We start from the raw sequence: 17,964 nt of genomic DNA, 5'->3' as shown, positions 1-17,964 counted from the left end.
TGATAATGTATGTGTTATTCGTTAAACCTAATATTCATTCTTTTTTTTAAATAACTACTATTTTTTAATCCTACCATTTTTGTCAACTGTTTTAAGCTAATGTGTGGAAATTCATTAAGAATGTCTTTTGCTCTATGCAAACGAAATTCTAAAATCAGTTGATTTGGGGTTTGACCATAAATAGTTTTTGTTTTTCTTGCCAATGTTCTAGAAGAAATATTAAAATGATTGGCAATATCTTCTACACCAAACAAGTGATTTTCTATGTTCTTAAATAATATTTTTTCTAGATTCTCTTTAAAACCTAAGGGAACATTTAGATCATCAGAATTAGTGTTGATTTCTTTTTGAATCATCATAGCTTTGTGGTAGACCAAAGCTCTGTCAATAATGGCATTCAACTCCTCTTTAAAAAAAGGTTTGTAGAGGTAATTGTCAATTCCCAAACGTAGAAGATCAAGTTTTCTAGAATGGGAATCTAGGGCTGTAATGACAATAATAGGGAATAGGTAATTGTTTTTTTTGACTTCTTTTACCAATTCATACCCGTTCATATTGGGCATCAAATAATCGGTAATCAATAAGTCTATTGATTGATTTGATATGATCTCTAAAGCTTCAATACCATTTGAAGCTTCTATCAACTCATAATCTTCTAGAATAGATCTGATGTAGAATCTTGTTTCGTACGAGTCATCTACAACTAATATTCTTGTCTGAATTGAGTTCTCTTTTAGGGGGATATTTTTGTTAATGTTGTTTTCCAAATTAATATGCAAATGAGTTTAAAAATCTATTAGTTATTTACAACTTATCAAAATATAACTTTAATAGTGTATGGTTAAAAGAGTAGTTCTTTATACTAGCATATTTTACTATGTTTATTAATGTAAAGATACATTTTGCTTTCATAACATCCTATGCAATATAAGGCATAAAGATTATTAGTAACAAGTGTTTTTCTTGTTAATGTTTGATAATCAACTTATTGGGTATTTTTTTGTTTGAGTATTTAATAGAAATGTCTGAAATGATTTTTTTCTTGTCAGAATTGGTTGTTGATAGCATGGAAATTTTGATTAGTTATGATGTAAGTTTACAGTATAGATACTTAGGGGTAAGTATTTACATAGCACACAATGCTTAGGGGTAAGCATTGGGGTAAGTTTTCAAAAATGTTGGTACAAAGTTTTGTATCAACATTTTTTAATTTCTAAGAACTCCTAATCCATAGAAATAACCAATAGAATTTATTGTTTGATAGTGTTTGTAGCAATGAAAATTGATTCTGTTTTGAGCCTGTTTGTAATTTGAAGTAACTAACTTTAATGCGTAAAAGACAATTATTATGGCAAGAACTCTTTCAGATATGTTAAAAGTAGGAACTGTTGCTCCTGATTTTAGTTTGCTAGATACGGTTTCTGATAAAGAAATGAACCTGCAAGAAATCAAAGGAAACAAAGCAACGGTTGTGTTGTTTGTATGCAATCATTGTCCTTTTGTAATTCATGTAAATTCACTACTGGTTTCTTTAGCAAATGAATACAAAGAGAAGGGAGTTAATTTTGTAGCAATTAGTAGTAATGATGTAGAAAATTATCCTCAAGATGCACCTCATCTAATGAAAATTCATGCAGAAAGTAATAAATACCCATTTCCTTATTTATATGATGAAACTCAAAATGTAGCAAAAGCATACAATGCTGTTTGTACCCCAGATATTTATGTATTTGATGGAGCTTTAAAAGCTTATTATCGTGGACAATTGGATGATTCTAGACCGGGAAACGGAATTCCTACTACAGGAAAAGATATTAAAAAAGTGCTCAATACTTTATTGGATGAAAAACCTTATGAAGACAACATAAAGCCTAGTATTGGTTGTAGTATCAAATGGAAATAATATAGATAGTTTAGAAAGTAAAAAAGCCGAATAATTACTATTCGGCTTTTTGTTGTTCTTGGTAGTTTTAACTATCCTATCACCTGCAATTGGTTAAAATTTTTGGTGATTTCAAATGTTCTGTGCGTTAATTTTAAATCTTCAAAACTTATTTCTTCACTATCTATTTTGATGGTTTTAATTTCAAATGGTAATCCAATCAAATTGATTTTAAAGGTTTCGTAGCTGGTAATAAAACTACCAGACTTGTGTTGTTTGATAGTTAATTTTCCTTCTTTACCTGTTAAGGTAAAATGTCTTAAAGAATACCTTCCTTTGGTGTAATCATATCCATCATTTGCATCTTCAAAAACATCAGATTCTTCTTTTCCATCTTTATAATAAATGTCTAAAGTTAATTGTTCAATCTCTTTTTCCCCTACATATTGTTGAACAGGATAAATAGGCAAAATAGCTCCTTCTTTTACAAAAAGAGGCATGCTGTCTAAGTCAGCATCTACCCATTTTTCATCACCACCAAGCACTTGTTCGTGAGTCCAAAAGTTGTACCAGGTTCCTTTGGGAATGTACATTCTACGTCCTTTGGCATTAGGTTCTCCAATAGGACAAGCCAAAATATGTTCACCTGCCATAAACTCATCTGTTCTATGATGTGTTTGTGTATCTTCTTGATCAAACAAAACCAATGATTTTAACATCGGGATTCCCTCTTCAATGTACTTGTAAAAAGAAGTATATAGGTAAGGTAATAATTGGTAACGTAATTCAATAAATTTACGAACAACATCGGTAACTTCTTGTCCAAAAGTCCAAGGTTCCTGGTCTCCATGATCTCCAGAGGAATGTGTTCTACAGAATGGGTGGAAAATTCCCAATTGTATCCAACGAGCATACAACTCTCCATTAGGTTGTTGTGCAAATCCACCAATATCAGAACCTACAAAAGAAAAACCAGACATGGCCATTCTTTGTGCTTGCACATTGGCAATCCATAAATGTTCCCATGTAGCAACATTGTCACCCAACCAAGTAGATGTATATCTTTGTGTTCCTGAATATGCAGAACGTGTAATGACAAAAGGTCTCAATGGGTAGTTGTATTTTTTCAATCCCATATAGGTTGCTTTGGCCATTTGCATACCGTAAATATTGTGTGCTTTTCTATGAGAACAAGGGTTTCCATCGTAATCATGACGTACGTCGTTTGGAAAAGATTTTCCAGGAACGTCCATTACAGCAGGTTCGTTCATGTCATTCCACACACCTTTTACACCAATGTCTTCAATCAATTCTTGGAACAAACCAGCCCACCATTCTCTAACTTCTTTACGTGTAAAGTCTGGAAAATAGCATTCTCCTGGCCATACTTTTCCTTTCATATAAGGGCCGTCAGCTCTTCTACAGAAATAGTCTTTTTCCAAACCTTCTTGAAACACATCGTATTCTAAATCTATTTTAATTCCTGGGTCAATAATAACAACGGTTTTAAACCCATCATCAGCCAGTTCTTTTACCATTTTTTTTGGTTCCGGAAAATAATCTTTACTCCATGTAAAACATCTAAAACCTTCCATGTAATCAATGTCTAAATAGATGGCATCACAAGGAATTCTTAGGTCTCTAAATTTTTGTGTAATTTCTTTAACGTTGGATTCTGGATAATAACTCCATTTACATTGATGGTATCCCAAAGCCCATAAAGGTGGTAATTCTGGTGTACCTGTTAAGTTGGTATAAGCCGCTACAACATCTTGCATTTTAGGTCCGTAAATAAAGTAGTAATTCATTTCACCACCTTCAGCCCAAAAACTAGTTACGTTTCTTCTTTCGGAACAAAAATCAAAATAAGCTCTAAAAGAATTGTCAAAGAAAATTCCGTAAGATTTTTTATTTTGAAGTGCTGTGTAAAAAGGAATCGCCTTATAAATAGGGTCTGTATAACGACCAAAAGCATAAGAGTCTGTTGCCCAATTTTGGAAACGTTTTCCTTTTAAATTGGTGTGCTCCGCTTTGTCTCCCAAACCATAAAAACTTTCTCCGTTTGGAGAGCTTTTGGTCATTTTTACGATGTTACCTCCCAATTCGTAACTTTCTTCCCAATGAAAACCTAATTCGTCTTCGCTAATTAGAGTTTCATCAATAGCATCGTAGATACGAGAGCGTAAATCAGTTTTAGAAATGTAACAAACAAGTTTAGAGGTTGTAATGATGTACTTTTCAATATCCTCTGTGATTTCTAATTTGTTGTATCCTCTAACGGCATCATGAGAAATAGCATAAGAAAAATCATTTTCAAATTTTGCACCAGTTGCATAACGAAAACGAAACATACTGTCTCTTAAGATGGTCATCTGTAAAATAACACCGTTTTCACTACTGAAATAAAGGGTGTCTACATCTTTTTTAAAATCAATTATTTTTGTAGGAAATGCATTCCCCTTGTGTTCAATTTGCTCGTTTAAAATCATAATATTCAGCGATTTATTCTTGTTCCAATAGTCCTAATGTATAAAAAATACTTTAGAGTAGGTTTGTTGTGTTTTGTTTTTAGTGATTAAATAGTTAATAACTATTTTTCTTAGAAAAATAATAACGTCTATCGTAAAAACTTAAAGCATGTGTAATAAACAAAGTCCTTAAAAATATTTTTTAAGGACTTTAATCTGCTTTAATTTATTTTGAAGACCACAATAGCCAAAGGAGGTAATGTTACTTCTGCTGAGTAATCCTTCCAGTTCCAAGGTTTTTCAGAGGTTTTAATACTTTTGGTGTTTTTAACACCACTTCCTCCATACTTTTTCAAATCGGAATTAAATATTTCTTTTAAGCTTCCTTCTTTATGTACTCCTATAAGGTAGTTTTCTTGTACGGCAGGAGTATTGTTGCATACAATAATCAAGTCGTTTATAGGGTCGTGTCCTTTTCTAATATAACTTAAAATGGATCGTTCGCCATCTTCATAATTGATCCATTCATAACCTTCACGAGAAAAACTTTTTTCATACAATGCGGGTGTGTCTTTTAAAAATTGGTTCAAATCTTTTAAAAAGGTTTGAACCGATTTGTGCCCAGGATCATTTAACAAGTGCCAATCCAAACTTTTGGCATAACTCCATTCGTTTTCTTGTCCAAATTCAGCCCCCATAAATAATAGATTCGCTCCTGGATGCGTGTACATATTTCCAAAAAGTAATCTTAAATTGGCTAATTTCTGCCATTTGTCTCCAGGCATTCTTCCAATGATGGATTTTTTACCATAAACAACTTCGTCATGAGATAGAGGAAGCATGTACCTTTCTGTAAATGCATAAGCCAAACTAAACGTAATTTCGTTGTGATGGTATTTTCTGTAAATAGGATCTTTTTTAAAATAACTTAAAGTATCGTGCATCCATCCCATCATCCATTTCATACCAAATCCAAGTCCACCGTGTTCTACAGATCTTGTAACTCCAGAAAAAGCAGTAGATTCTTCCGCAATGGTTTGTACCCCAGGAAAACTTTCGTAGACTTCTTTGTTAAAATCTTGTAAAAAAGAAATAGCATCTAAATTTTCATTTCCTCCAAACTCGTTAGGTTCCCATTCTCCATCTTCTCGAGAATAATCCAAATAGAGCATAGAAGCAACTGCATCTACTCTCAAACCATCAATGTGGTATTTGTCTAACCAGAAACAAGCATTTGAAATTAAAAAAGAACGAACTTCGTTTCTTCCGTAGTTAAAAATCAAACTTTTCCAGTCTTTATGGTATCCTTTCTTTTTGTCAGGGTGTTCGTACAAATGAGATCCATCAAAAAATCCAAGACCGTGTGCATCCGAAGGGAAATGTGAAGGAACCCAGTCTAAGATAACACCAATATCGTTTTTGTGAAATTCATCAATCAAATTCATGAATTCTTTAGGGTGTCCAAATCTACAACTAGGAGCAAAATATCCTGTGATTTGATATCCCCAAGATTGATCAAAAGGATACTCCATAATAGGCATAAATTCTACATGTGTAAAATTCATGTCTTTTACGTACTGAACCAATTTGGTAGCAGCTTCCCAATAACTAAGAGGTCTATTTTCTTCTACATTTTTCATCCAAGACTCAAAGTGAATTTCGTAAACCGCATAGGGTTTGTCTAAACCGTTTTTGTCTTGGCGATATTGCATCCAATCCTTGTCCTGCCATTCGTAACCTTCTATGTCATAAGTAACAGAAGCTGTCTTTGGTGGATGTTCTGTATGGTAACCATAAGGATCACATTTTTCTGTAACAACTCCACTATTGTTGGAGTGAATTTTGTATTTATAAACTTCTCCAATTTTTACGTTGGGTATAAAACCTTCCCAAATTCCAGAACTATCCCATCGAACATTTAAAGCATGTTCGTTTTCATTCCAATAATTAAAATCACCAATAACAGAAACTCTGTTAGCAGTGGGAGCCCAAACAGAAAAATACATTCCGTTTACACCGTCAATTGTAACGGGGTGTGCTCCAAATTTTTCATAAAGTCTAAAATGTTTTCCAGACTTAAAAAGGTATATGTCAAATTCTGTAAATAAACTATAAGGTTTTACATGATTCATGTGTTATAAGTAGTTATGAGTTTATAAAATACATCCCAAGAAAAGTAGGCCTTGGGATGTATGTGAGTGAGTTAGACTTGTAGCTTAAATAATGGTTGTTCCACTAGGTATTACAACTCCATTTTTAATAACTACAATACCGTTTCTTACTGTGTATAGTTCGGTATCTGCGTCTGGTAGATGGTTTCCTCCGTTAATCTTAACGTCGTTACCTATGGCTGAGTTTTTATCTATGATGCAGTTGTTGATGTAACAACGCTCACCAATTCCCTTTAATGGAATGCCAGCATTTCTTTTGTGTTCAATTTCTTCAGCACCTTCGTATTTGTCATTTCCCATTACATAGCAATTAGAAATGGTAGAGCCAATTCCTATTCTAGAACGAATACCAACAATGGTTCTTTCAATTCTACTAGCGCTTATGATTCCACCTTCTGCAATCAATGTTTTTTCTAGTGTGGTTCCAGATATTTTTGTTGGTGGTAAGAATCTTGGACGAGTCAATACATTTTTATCATTGTCAAACAAATCAAACTGAGGTATGTCATCAGTCAAACCAAGATTTGCTTCAAAGAAAGAACCTATTGTTCCTATATCTGTCCAATACCCTTCGTATTGGTAACTAACTACTTTGTGTGTTTTGATTGCTTGTGGAATAATTTCACCTCCAAAATCCATGGTTTCCTTATCGCACATCAATTCTTTTAAGAGCTCTCTATTAAAAATGTAAATACCCATAGAAGCTAAATATTCTCTTCCTTGATGTTTCATTTCATCTCTAACTTCAGATGTCCAATCTGCCAGCTGTTCATGGGTTGGTTTTTCAATAAATGAGGTGATTTCGTTTGCATTATTTGTTTTTAAAATACCAAAACCAGTAGCGTCATGAGCATTTACAGGCAACGTTGCTATTGAAATTTCTGCTCCAGATTTCTCGTGGCTTTTAACCATTTTGTTAAAGTCCATCTGGTACAATTGATCACCAGAAAGAATCAAAGCATAATCCCATTCGTAAGCCATGAAATGTTGCATAGATTGACGAACGGCATCCGCAGTACCTTGAAACCAACCGTCATTTTCAGGAGTTTGCTCGGCAGCTATAATATCTACAAAAGCACCCGAGAAGTTACCAAAAGTATAGGTGTTTTTAATGTGTTTGTTCAATGAGGCAGAGTTGAATTGTGTCAAAACAAAAATTCTGTCAATTTGAGAGTGCAAACAATTAGAAATAGGGATGTCTACCAATCTATATTTTCCGGCTATGGGTACTGCTGGTTTTGATCGTGTAGATGTTAAAGGTTTCAGTCTAGACCCTTGTCCTCCTCCTAAAATAATTCCTAATACTTTTTTTTTCATGATTTTTTATTGTGCTATAAGATTGTATAATTCAATGTATTCTTGCGCTGAGTTTTCCCAAGAATTGTCAATTTTCATGATTTCTTTTCGAATACGTTTGAACTCAGCAGTATCGTTGTAAAGTTTGTTTGCTCTTGTAATTGCCAATGCTACGTCGTCTACAGAAACATGTTCGTGTCTAATTCCAAAACCACCTTTTTCTCCAATATCTTTTACGGTATCTTTCAATCCTCCTGTAGTTCTTACAACAGGAATGGTTCCGTATCTTAATGCGTATAGTTGATTCAAACCACAAGGTTCAAAACGAGAAGGCATGATTAAGAAATCTGCTCCAGAATATATCAAATGTGAAAGTTCTTCATTGTACCCAATATAAGTGTTGTATCTTCCTGGGTATTTTTCCTTCAATTCGTTTAGTAAAAACTCTGCATGAGGATCTCCAGAACCTAATACCAATCCATTAATGTCGTTAGCATCTAAAGCTCTGTCAAAAATTCCGGCCATAATATCTGCCCCTTTTTGATACACCAAACGACCAATAAAAGCGACCAATGGTTTTTTAGGATCCAAATTAAATTTCTCACACAAAAGTGCTTTGTTGGCTTGTTTTCCAGATTCTACGGTTCTTACAGTGTAATTTTTGGCAATCATTTTGTCAGAAGAAGGATTCCAAACATCCGTGTCAATTCCATTTAAAATACCTACGGATTTGTCTCTTTCGGTATCAAACAACCAATCCAATCCTGTTGCTGCATAAGGCAATTCATTCATGTAGTTTGGAGATACAGTAGTGTACTTCCAGCAGGCTTTGATAGCTGCTGCCATTGAATTTATAGAATAATCCCATTCTAATATTCCAGATTGCTCAAGGTTGTATTCTGGCAAGTATGCTAATTTTTCAAATGAAAATTCCCCTTGGTATTGTGCATTGTGAATGGTGAAAACAGTGGGGATTCCTCTAATAGGAATGTATTTGGTACATTGAGTTAACATAAAAGGAATCAATCCTGTATGGTGATCATGGCAATGGATAATTTTTGGAACTTGTGCAAATTGCAAAATCCAATCCAAAACTACTTTTTGAAAAGCAATAAAACGTTCTGTGTCATCTTCATAACCATAAACTTCTTCACGATCTAATAAGTTTTCAATGTGAACTTGGTACAAATGGTATCCAAATTCTTTAAGACTATTGTCCGTTTTATAAACAGTTGCCTTGTAATTGTTTTCAGCCAAATCAACTACTGTTTGGTAATCTGTAGTATGTTTAGAGGATTTACCATACTTGTTTTCATAATAAGGCATGACAACTGCGGCTTCATAACCTAAATTGGTTTGGTATTTTGGTAGCGCACCTACAACATCAGCAAGACCTCCCACTTTTGCTGCTGGATAACATTCGGCACTAACATGTATTACTTTCATAGTTGGTTAATTTAATTCATGAGACTAAACTTAGTAAAAAACTTTTATCATTTAATAACACTATTAAATTAATAAAATGAAATGAGTTACGTAAAGATATTCGCAAAAAAAACCAAAGGATTTGAAAATAAAAAGACCTTGCTTAGCAAGGTCTCTGATAATTAGTCGTTTAGTTTTAAAACAGCCATGAATGCTTCTTGTGGAATTTCAACATTTCCAACTTGCCTCATTCGTTTTTTTCCTTTCTTTTGTTTCTCCAAAAGTTTACGTTTTCTGGAGATATCACCTCCGTAACATTTGGCAGTTACATCTTTTCGTAAGGCTTTGGTGGTTTCTCTAGCAATAATTTTTGCACCAATAGCTGCTTGAATTGGGATGTCAAATTGTTGACGTGGAATTAGTTCTTTTAATTTTTCACACATCTTTTTCCCAATATGATGTGCATTGTCTGTGTGAATCAATGCAGAAAGCGCATCTACAGAGTCACCATTTAATAAAATATCTACTTTCACTAATTTAGAAGCTCTCATTCCGGTAGGGAAATAATCAAAAGAAGCGTATCCTTTAGAAACGGTTTTCAATCGATCGTAAAAATCAAAAACAATTTCAGCCAACGGCATGTCAAAGTTCAATTCCACACGTTCGGTGGTCAAATAGGTTTGGTTTACAATTTCTCCACGTTTTTCAATACACAAACTCATCACCTGACCTACAAAATTAGATTTGGTAATGATAGAAGCTCTAATGTAAGGTTCTTCTACTCTGTCCATGCTGGATGGGTCTGGCAAATCTGTTGGGTTGTTTACCAAAATAATTTCTTCTGGATTTTTTTTGGTAAATGCGTGGTAAGATACATTGGGTACGGTAGTAATCACCGTCATGTTAAATTCACGTTCCAAACGTTCTTGAATAATTTCCATGTGCAACATTCCTAAGAATCCACATCGGAAACCAAAACCTAAAGCAGCAGAGCTTTCTGGTTGAAATACCAAAGAAGCATCGTTCAATTGCAACTTTTCCATAGAGGCTCTTAGCTCTTCGTATTCATCTGTGTCTACAGGATAGATACCTGCGTATACCATAGGTTTTACATCCTCAAAACCATCAATTTTATCTTGAGTAGGGTTGGCAAAATCAGTGATGGTATCTCCAACTTTTACTTCGGATGCAGTTTTTATTCCTGTGATCAAATAACCAACATCTCCAGCTTTTATACTTTGTTTGGGTGCTTGTTTTAGTTTTAAGGTACCAACCTCATCTGCAAAATATTCACGACCCGTAGCAATAAATTTAATTTTTTGTCCTTTTTTGATTTCTCCATCAATCACACGGAAATAAGTTTCAACTCCTCTATAAGAGTTGTAAACAGAATCAAAAATTAAGGCTTTTAAAGGAGCGTCTGGATTTCCTTTTGGAGCTGGAACTTTTTCTAGAATTGCTTTTAAAATGTTGTCTACACCAAAACCAGTTTTTCCACTTGCGTGAATTACGTCTTCTGGGTCGCATCCTAAAAGATCTACAATATCATCCGTTACTTCTTCAGGATTTGCACTTGGTAAATCTACCTTGTTCAATACGGGGATGATTTCCAAATCGTTGTCCAAAGCAAGATATAGGTTAGAAATTGTTTGCGCTTGAATGCTTTGTGCGGCATCTACAATTAGCAAAGCTCCTTCACAAGCAGCAATAGATCTAGAAACTTCGTAAGAAAAATCTACGTGACCAGGAGTGTCTATCAGGTTTAAAATATAGTCTTCTCCTTCGTAGTGATACTCCATCTGAATAGCATGAGACTTGATGGTAATTCCACGTTCTCTTTCCAGATCCATATTGTCTAAAAGCTGTGCTTGTTCCTCTCGTTGGGTAACTGTGTTCGTAAAACTCAACAACCTGTCGGCCAATGTGCTTTTACCGTGATCAATATGTGCAATGATGCAAAAGTTTCTTATGTTCTTCATTTATCGTAAAATACTAGCTTGTTCAACGTGCAAATATAGAGTATTCCATTGGGATAATAATCGCATCTAAATAAATTACTGTTTTTATGTAAGGAGTGTTGTATATTGCCTACATAGAAAATCAATTATTAAATTTATTTAAATCATGAAAAAAGTAGTTTTTTTGTTTGCATTGATGTTGAGCTCTTTAGCAATAAGCGCTCAGGAATTTAGAGATTTGGATGTAAGTCCAATGGATGCTTTATCTTATCCTTTAAGTTATAAAACATCGGAGAAAGTAGTGAAGATTATCTACAGCAGACCTCAGTTAAAAGGAAGATCTATAGAGAGTTTAGCTGCAAATGGAAAAGTATGGAGAATGGGAGCTAATGAAGCTACTGAAGTAAGATTGTATAAAGATGTGGTTTTTGGTGGTGAGAAAGTAAAAGCAGGAACCTATTCATTATTTGCTATTCCTGGTGAAAAAGAATGGACGGTTATTTTAAACAAAGACATCAATGTATGGGGTGCGTATTCCTATAAAAAAGAAAATGATGTTGTAAGAGTAAAAGCTGAGGTTTCTGAAAATAAAGAAAGCATTGAGGCTTTTACCATGGCTTTTGATAAGGATATGAATCTATATATGGCTTGGGGAACTACGTTGGTGACTTTGCCGATGAGCGAAAAGTAAAAATTGTTTTTTACAGTCTAAACAACATAATATAAAAAAACAGCATGTAATATTGCTGTTTTTTTATGTCTAAATTTTAGGGAGATGATAACTTTCAACTCTCGTTTAAGAACTGTATTTTTGCCACTCAAAATAGCAGTTAGCCTTTAGTTGTTAGCCTCTGTCTTTTAGCAATGTTGCAAAAAGGGAATGAGCAAAGCTAAAAGCCAATAGCGAATAGCTAAAAAATGGAATACAATTTTAACGAGATAGAAGCCAAGTGGCAAAAAACATGGGCTGACAAACAAACTTTTAAAGCCGATAATAATTCTGAAAAACCAAAGTTTTATGTATTGGACATGTTTCCGTATCCATCGGGAGCTGGGTTGCACGTTGGACACCCATTAGGATATATTGCTTCAGATATTTTTGCACGTTACAAACGTCACAAAGGTTTTAATGTATTGCACCCTCAAGGATATGATTCTTTTGGATTACCAGCAGAGCAGTATGCTATTCAAACAGGTCAACATCCTGCTGTCACTACAGAAACCAACATCAATACCTATAGAAAACAATTAGATAAAATTGGTTTTTCTTTTGATTGGTCTCGAGAGATTAGAACTTCTACACCCGAATATTACAAACATACACAGTGGATTTTTACCGAGTTGTTCAATGCTTGGTACAATAAAGAAGCAGACAAAGCGGAAAAAATTGAATCCTTAGTTCAGTCTTTTGAAGCTAACGGGACAGAAAATGTAAATGCTGTTTGTGACGAAGATGTAATTGAATTTACTGCAAGCGAATGGAAAGCTTTTTCTGAAAAAGAACAAGAGCAGATATTAGCTAAGTATAGATTGACGTATTTGTCTGAAACCGAAGTGAATTGGTGTCCTGCATTGGGAACAGTTTTGGCAAATGACGAAATCATCAACGGACTGTCTGAACGTGGAGGGCATCCTGTAGTTCGTAAAAAAATGATGCAGTGGTCTATGCGTATTGCAGCTTATGCACAACGTTTGTTAGATGGTTTGAATACCATTGATTGGCCTCAGCCACTGAAAGATTCTCAAACCAATTGGATTGGACGTTCTCAAGGAGCAAGTGTAACATTTAAAGTAGATGGGTCTTCGAGTAAGGTCATCGAGCGTAGTCGAGATGGGGTCGAGCAACCAACAACCAATAACCAAAACTTAGAAGGGTCTTCGAGCGGAGTCGAGAAGCAAAATTTTGAAATAGAAGTTTTCACCACTCGCCCCGATACTATTTTTGGAGTCACTTTTATGACCTTAGCTCCAGAACACGAGTTGGTATCACAAATAGTAACTGAAGAGCAAAAAGAGCAAGTTGAAGCTTATATTCAAGCAACAGCAAAACGTTCTGAAAGAGATAGAATGGCCGATGTAAAAACCATTTCTGGTGCATTTACAGGAGCTTATGCCATTCACCCTTTTACAGGAGAAAAAATCCAAATTTGGATTGGAGATTATGTATTGGCTAGCTACGGAACAGGAGCGGTAATGGCGGTTCCATGTGGAGACCAACGTGATTACGATTTTGCCAAACATTTTGGAATTGAAATCAAAAATATTTTTGAAGGAGTAGATATTTCTGAAGGTGCTTGTGAAGACAAAACCGCTAAAATTACCAATTCTGATTTCTTATCAGGATTAAACGTAAAAAAAGCAACTAAGTTGGCTATTTATGAAATGGAAAAGCAAGGTTTTGGACAAGGAAAAATAAACTATCGTTTGCGTGATGCTGTGTTTAGCCGTCAGCGTTATTGGGGAGAACCATTTCCAGTCTATTATGTAGATGGAATGCCTAAAATGATTGACAATGAACATTTGCCAGTTTTATTACCAGAAGTAGAAAAATACTTGCCAACAGAAGATGGACAACCACCATTAGGAAATGCTGAAGTTTGGGCATGGGATACTGTGAATAATAAAGTGGTTTCTAATGATGAAATCAATAACGAAACAGTGTTTCAGCTAGAATTGAACACCATGCCAGGTTGGGCAGGTTCATCTTGGTACTTTAACCGTTATATGGATGCGAACAATCCAAACGAGTTTGCTAGTAAAGAAGCGTTGGAATATTGGAAAGAAGTGGATTTGTATTTAGGTGGTTCTGAGCACGCAACAGGACATTTATTATATGCGCGTTTTTGGCAAAAATTCTTGTTTGACTTGAATTATGTTCCTGTAGAGGAATTTGCCAAAAAATTGATCAATCAAGGGATGATTACGGGGACTTCTGCTTTAGCATGTGGTTTTTGGGTTGAGTTTGCTAATTTGAATAAAAGTAGCAGTAGAGATTTAATAGCTATTCCAGTAGAACGTCCATTTCCTGTCTTTATTTCTAAAGGGAAATATGATGAAATTCAAGTTTCAAAAGATTATACAGAAATAGACAATTTTATCAAAAATAAATTCCCAGACGCAATTTCTCATGATAAAACTGAAGTAGGGAAGTTTTATGAAAATGTATATCGTTTTTCTTCGTTTGAGTTGCATGCAGATGTTTCTTTTGTGAATCCACAAAATGAATTAGATATTGAAGCTTTTAGAAATTGGCGAGAAGAATATAAAAACGCAGAATTTGTGTTAGAAGATGGAAAGTATATTGTAGGACGTGAGGTAGAAAAAATGTCGAAGTCGAAATACAATGTAGTCAATCCAGATAGTATTTGTGAAGAGTTTGGAGCAGATAGTTTGCGTTTGTTCGAAATGTTTTTAGGGCCTTTGGAACAGTCTAAACCTTGGAACACCGCAGGGATTTCTGGAGTACATTCTTTCTTAAAAAAATTATGGAGATTGTATGCCAATGCCAACGATTTTAAAGGAGTAGCAGGAGAACCAACCAAAGACGAATTAAAAGTTTTACACAAAACCATCAAAAAAGTACAAGAAGATATAGAGAATTTTTCTTTCAATACTTCGGTAAGTACGTTTATGATTGCAGTGAACGAATTGGGAGCTTTGAAATGTGCTAAAAAAGAAATTTTAGAGCCTTTGTTGGTGTTAATATCTCCATACGCACCACACATCACCGAAGAATTGTGGGAGAAGTTAGGAAATACAGAGTCTATTGCTTTTGCTCCTTTTCCAGAATTTGATGCCAGTCATTTGGTAGAAAGTTCAAAAGAATATCCTGTGTCTTTTAATGGGAAAATGAGGTTTAAGTTAGAGTTGCCATTAGACTTGTCTAAAGAAGAGATAGAGAAAATAGTGATGGAACACGATAAAACACAAGAACAATTACAGGGTAGAACACCTAAAAAAGTAATTATTGTACCTGGAAAAATTATCAACATAGTAGGATAATATTTTTTAGCTTTATAAAAAAGACGATGCCTTGGTATCGTCTTTTTTGTTTCTGGAGGGTATATTGATTAAATTGGCTTGGCTTTTGTATACTTAAGCACAATCCATCATTTAGAGTATAGAATATGAATAAAGTTTCTTTAAGAACAAGAATATTTTTAGCAATGTTGTTGCTAGTCGGTTTAGCTTCTATATTGATAGCTGTGGTTACCGTAAAGCAGTATAAGAGACAGAATAAAGAATATTATGATTTACGCTTTGAGAGAAAAGAAAAGGCAGCTCAGAAAAATGTAAATTATGAATTAGAAAACACAATTTACCCAGCAGCACAGCAGTTTTTAGGTTTTATTTTTAGAGAACGTATATACGAAATTGCTACTGTTCACAACATGAAGATGAGCATTTACGATCTAAATGGACAACTGCAATTGAATTCATACGAACCTTGGTTTCGTATTTTTAGCGAACGTATTTCAAAGAATATTATTTTGGAATTGAAACGAAAAGATGAGTACAAAGAATCCATGCGTTTGGAAAGTGGTAAAGTTTCTCAGTTTGCATATTCTTACATTCATGACAAGAATTCTAACAAAGTAGGTATTTTAAAAGTAGAATATTTACAAGACAATACTCAGGAAGAAGAGCAATTGTCAACGTTTTTGAACAGGTTGTATTTGGTTTATGGAGCGATGCTTTTTTTAGCAGTCAGTTTTGCTTACTTTTTATCTAGTTATATCACCAGGTCGTTACATTCTATCTCAGACAAAATTCAAAAGACCAAATTGATGAAAAAGAATGAGCGAATTGATGCAGAAGGAACTACTTCTGAAATTGCTTCTATTGTAGATGCTTACAACCAAATGATTGATGAGCTGGAAATAAGTGCCGAAAAGTTGGCAAAAGGTGAGCGAGAACAAGCATGGAGAGAAATGGCAAAACAGGTGGCTCACGAAATTAAAAATCCACTGACTCCAATGAAATTAACAGTGCAAAATTTTGAAAGAACTTTTGATCCTAATGAAGAGGGAATTAGAGAAAAGGTTAAAGATTACGCAGAAATGTTGACCCAACAAATAGATGTGATGTCGTCTATTGCCACTTCTTTTTCTGATTTTGCTAGAATGCCAAATAAAAATGTAGAGCGTATAGAATTGATTCATGTTGTAAAATCTGCGATTGATATTTTCTATCAGAATGAGATTTCGTTTTATTGTGAAAAGAAGGAGATATATCTTTTTTTAGATAAAAATCAAATCACGAGAGTGTTGAACAATTTGGTGAAAAATTCAATACAGGCAGTAGAAATGGTTGAAAAACCAAAGATAGAAGTAAGTTTAGAAGAAGCCAATGATGAGGTGATTCTTACCGTAAAAGATAATGGAAAGGGAATTTCGGAGGTTGATAAAACTTACATTTTTGAACCTAAATTCACCACAAAAAGTAGTGGGATGGGGCTAGGCTTGCCAATGGTAAAAAACATTGTAGAAGCTTATGGAGGAAAAATAGATTTTAATTCGGTAGTTGGTTTGGGAACAGAGTTTATCATAAGACTACCAAAAAACGATAAGTAATGCATATTGAAAATCTTAATTACAAACAAGAAGGACAAATTTTTTACATCACAATAGATCGTGTAAAGCAATTGAATGCGTTGAACAAAAGAACCATTTTAGAATTGAATCATCTGTTGTGTTTGTGTGAAGATGATGCATCGATCCGAGTCATCATTTTAACAGGAGCGGGTGAAAAAGCTTTTGTGGCAGGAGCAGATATCAAAGAGTTTGCTCATTTTTCTAAAAAGGAAGGTGAGGAATTGGCTCAGTTTGGACACGAATTGTTGTTTGATAAAATAGCAAATTATTCAAAACCAGTCATTGCAGCAATCAACGGATATGCATTAGGTGGAGGATTAGAATTGGCGATGGCAGCGCATGTAAGAGTAGCTTCTGACAACGCAAAATTAGGACAGCCTGAGGTCTCTTTAGGGTTGATTCCAGGTTATGGAGGAACGCAGAGACTGACACAATTGATCGGGAAAGGGAAAGCTTTTGAGATGATTTTGACAGGAGATATGATTGCTGCAGAGGAAGCTTTGAAATTAGGCTTGGTAAATGATGTGGTTTCTCAAGAAGATTTGTTGTTGAAATCTATAGAAATTGCGCACAAAATGATAAAAAATTCTCCCAAAGCAATCAAAAGAGGAATTCAAGCAATCAATTCTGTATTTGATGATAGTGGGCTTAAAGAAGAAATTAGATTGTTTGGACAAGGGTTTGGAACGGAAGAGTTTAAGGAGGGAACTACTGCTTTTTTTGAAAAAAGGAAACCAAACTTTAAATAAATCTTATTTTTGTTTTAAAAACAGATGATGTATATATACAATGTTACTACCAATGTTACCGAAGATGTTGTTAAAGATTGGTTGTTGTGGATGAAAGAAGTTTACATTCCTGAAATGATGGCTACAGGTAAATTTACAGGAGCTAAAATGAGTAGGGTAATGATTCAAGAAGAAATGGGAGGTAAAACATTTTCTGTACAGTATGCCGTTAAGAGCAAAGCACTTTTTAAGGCTTTCTATTTAGAAGATGTCGGGAGAATGAATGCAAAAATGATGACGAAATTTAGTAGTGAAAAAGTAATTTCTTTTCAGACCGAAATGGAAGTCTTAGGAGATTTTTATTAGATTTTCATTTCAAGGTGAAAATAGTGTTGATATAAGCTAATAATAGTTAAAAACTACAGCTTTTTATTTGTTTACT

General features: G+C 34.3%; 12 protein-coding genes. 6 read left to right on the top strand and 6 right to left on the bottom strand.

Going from position 1 to position 17,964, the window contains the following annotated elements; translation table 11 throughout:
• Positions 1–14: 14 nt before the first annotated feature.
• On the bottom strand, positions 15–767 hold the full coding sequence (locus Q4548_RS06940; RefSeq protein ID WP_303452975.1) for a response regulator: 753 nt from the start codon (positions 765–767) through the stop codon (positions 15–17).
• Between the two features lie 581 nt (positions 768–1,348).
• Between Q4548_RS06940 and Q4548_RS06935 the strand changes: the two genes are divergently transcribed.
• On the top strand, positions 1,349–1,903 hold the full coding sequence (locus Q4548_RS06935; RefSeq protein ID WP_303452973.1) for a thioredoxin family protein: 555 nt from the start codon (positions 1,349–1,351) through the stop codon (positions 1,901–1,903).
• Between the two features lie 71 nt (positions 1,904–1,974).
• On the opposite strand, the gene Q4548_RS06930 is transcribed toward Q4548_RS06935, so the two are convergent.
• The 5 genes from Q4548_RS06930 to lepA all read right to left on the bottom strand — a co-directional run bounded on the left by Q4548_RS06930 (position 1,975) and on the right by lepA (position 11,221).
• Positions 1,975–4,371: a glycoside hydrolase family 31 protein gene (locus Q4548_RS06930; protein ID WP_303452971.1), complete on the bottom strand. Its 2,397-nt coding sequence runs from the start codon at positions 4,369–4,371 to the stop codon at positions 1,975–1,977.
• Between the two features lie 200 nt (positions 4,372–4,571).
• Positions 4,572–6,482 carry a 1,4-alpha-glucan branching protein GlgB gene (glgB, locus tag Q4548_RS06925; RefSeq protein ID WP_303452969.1) on the bottom strand — a complete coding sequence of 637 codons (1,911 nt, stop codon included), beginning with the start codon at positions 6,480–6,482 and terminating at the stop codon, positions 4,572–4,574.
• An 84-nt stretch (positions 6,483–6,566) separates the two neighbouring features.
• Complete coding sequence (locus Q4548_RS06920) at positions 6,567–7,838, bottom strand: glucose-1-phosphate adenylyltransferase (RefSeq protein WP_303452967.1); 1,272 nt, start codon at positions 7,836–7,838, stop codon at positions 6,567–6,569.
• Between the two features lie 6 nt (positions 7,839–7,844).
• A complete protein-coding gene (locus Q4548_RS06915) occupies positions 7,845–9,263 on the bottom strand; it encodes a glycogen synthase (protein WP_303452964.1) in 1,419 nt (472 codons plus the stop codon).
• Positions 9,264–9,424: 161 nt separating this feature from the next.
• Entirely contained in the window at positions 9,425–11,221 is a 1,797-nt protein-coding gene (gene lepA / locus Q4548_RS06910; protein WP_303452962.1) for a translation elongation factor 4, read from the bottom strand.
• Positions 11,222–11,366: 145 nt separating this feature from the next.
• Here lepA and Q4548_RS06905 point away from each other — a divergent pair, with 145 nt between their 5' ends.
• The 5 genes from Q4548_RS06905 (at position 11,367) to Q4548_RS06885 (ending at position 17,888) form a co-directional block, all read left to right on the top strand.
• A complete protein-coding gene (locus Q4548_RS06905; protein ID WP_303452960.1) occupies positions 11,367–11,891 on the top strand; it encodes a DUF2911 domain-containing protein in 525 nt (174 codons plus the stop codon).
• Between the two features lie 227 nt (positions 11,892–12,118).
• Positions 12,119–15,202 carry a leucine--tRNA ligase gene (locus Q4548_RS06900; protein WP_303452958.1) on the top strand — a complete coding sequence of 1,028 codons (3,084 nt, stop codon included), beginning with the start codon at positions 12,119–12,121 and terminating at the stop codon, positions 15,200–15,202.
• Between the two features lie 125 nt (positions 15,203–15,327).
• Positions 15,328–16,773: a HAMP domain-containing sensor histidine kinase gene (locus Q4548_RS06895; protein ID WP_303452956.1), complete on the top strand. Its 1,446-nt coding sequence runs from the start codon at positions 15,328–15,330 to the stop codon at positions 16,771–16,773.
• Entirely contained in the window at positions 16,773–17,543 is a 771-nt protein-coding gene (locus Q4548_RS06890; protein ID WP_303452954.1) for an enoyl-CoA hydratase/isomerase family protein, read from the top strand. Before Q4548_RS06895 ends, Q4548_RS06890 begins: the two co-directional genes overlap by 1 nt.
• Positions 17,544–17,567: 24 nt before the next feature.
• Positions 17,568–17,888, top strand: coding sequence for a DUF4286 family protein (locus tag Q4548_RS06885; RefSeq protein ID WP_336622732.1), 321 nt, complete (start codon positions 17,568–17,570; stop codon positions 17,886–17,888).
• Positions 17,889–17,964 lie beyond the last annotated feature (76 nt).

Origin of the sequence: Wenyingzhuangia sp. 2_MG-2023 (genome assembly GCF_030548295.1) — a bacterium.
Lineage (GTDB): Bacteria > Bacteroidota > Bacteroidia > Flavobacteriales > Flavobacteriaceae > Wenyingzhuangia.
The sequence above is the reverse complement of the archived record's forward strand: the minus strand, read 5'-3'. Positions and strand labels throughout refer to the sequence as shown.

What these genes read in the sequence shown, in the direction of transcription:
- Q4548_RS06935 (WP_303452973.1), top strand. Translation starts at nt 1,349, where the DNA reads ATGGCAAGAACTCTTTCAGATATGTTAAAAGTAGGAACTGTTGCTCCT.
- Q4548_RS06930 (WP_303452971.1), bottom strand. Translation starts at nt 4,371, where the DNA reads ATGATTTTAAACGAGCAAATTGAACACAAGGGGAATGCATTTCCTACA.
- glgB (WP_303452969.1), bottom strand. Translation starts at nt 6,482, where the DNA reads ATGAATCATGTAAAACCTTATAGTTTATTTACAGAATTTGACATATAC.
- Q4548_RS06920 (WP_303452967.1), bottom strand. Translation starts at nt 7,838, where the DNA reads ATGAAAAAAAAAGTATTAGGAATTATTTTAGGAGGAGGACAAGGGTCT.
- Q4548_RS06915 (WP_303452964.1), bottom strand. Translation starts at nt 9,263, where the DNA reads ATGAAAGTAATACATGTTAGTGCCGAATGTTATCCAGCAGCAAAAGTG.
- lepA (WP_303452962.1), bottom strand. Translation starts at nt 11,221, where the DNA reads ATGAAGAACATAAGAAACTTTTGCATCATTGCACATATTGATCACGGT.
- Q4548_RS06905 (WP_303452960.1), top strand. Translation starts at nt 11,367, where the DNA reads ATGAAAAAAGTAGTTTTTTTGTTTGCATTGATGTTGAGCTCTTTAGCA.
- Q4548_RS06900 (WP_303452958.1), top strand. Translation starts at nt 12,119, where the DNA reads ATGGAATACAATTTTAACGAGATAGAAGCCAAGTGGCAAAAAACATGG.
- Q4548_RS06895 (WP_303452956.1), top strand. Translation starts at nt 15,328, where the DNA reads ATGAATAAAGTTTCTTTAAGAACAAGAATATTTTTAGCAATGTTGTTG.
- Q4548_RS06890 (WP_303452954.1), top strand. Translation starts at nt 16,773, where the DNA reads ATGCATATTGAAAATCTTAATTACAAACAAGAAGGACAAATTTTTTAC.
- Q4548_RS06885 (WP_336622732.1), top strand. Translation starts at nt 17,568, where the DNA reads ATGATGTATATATACAATGTTACTACCAATGTTACCGAAGATGTTGTT.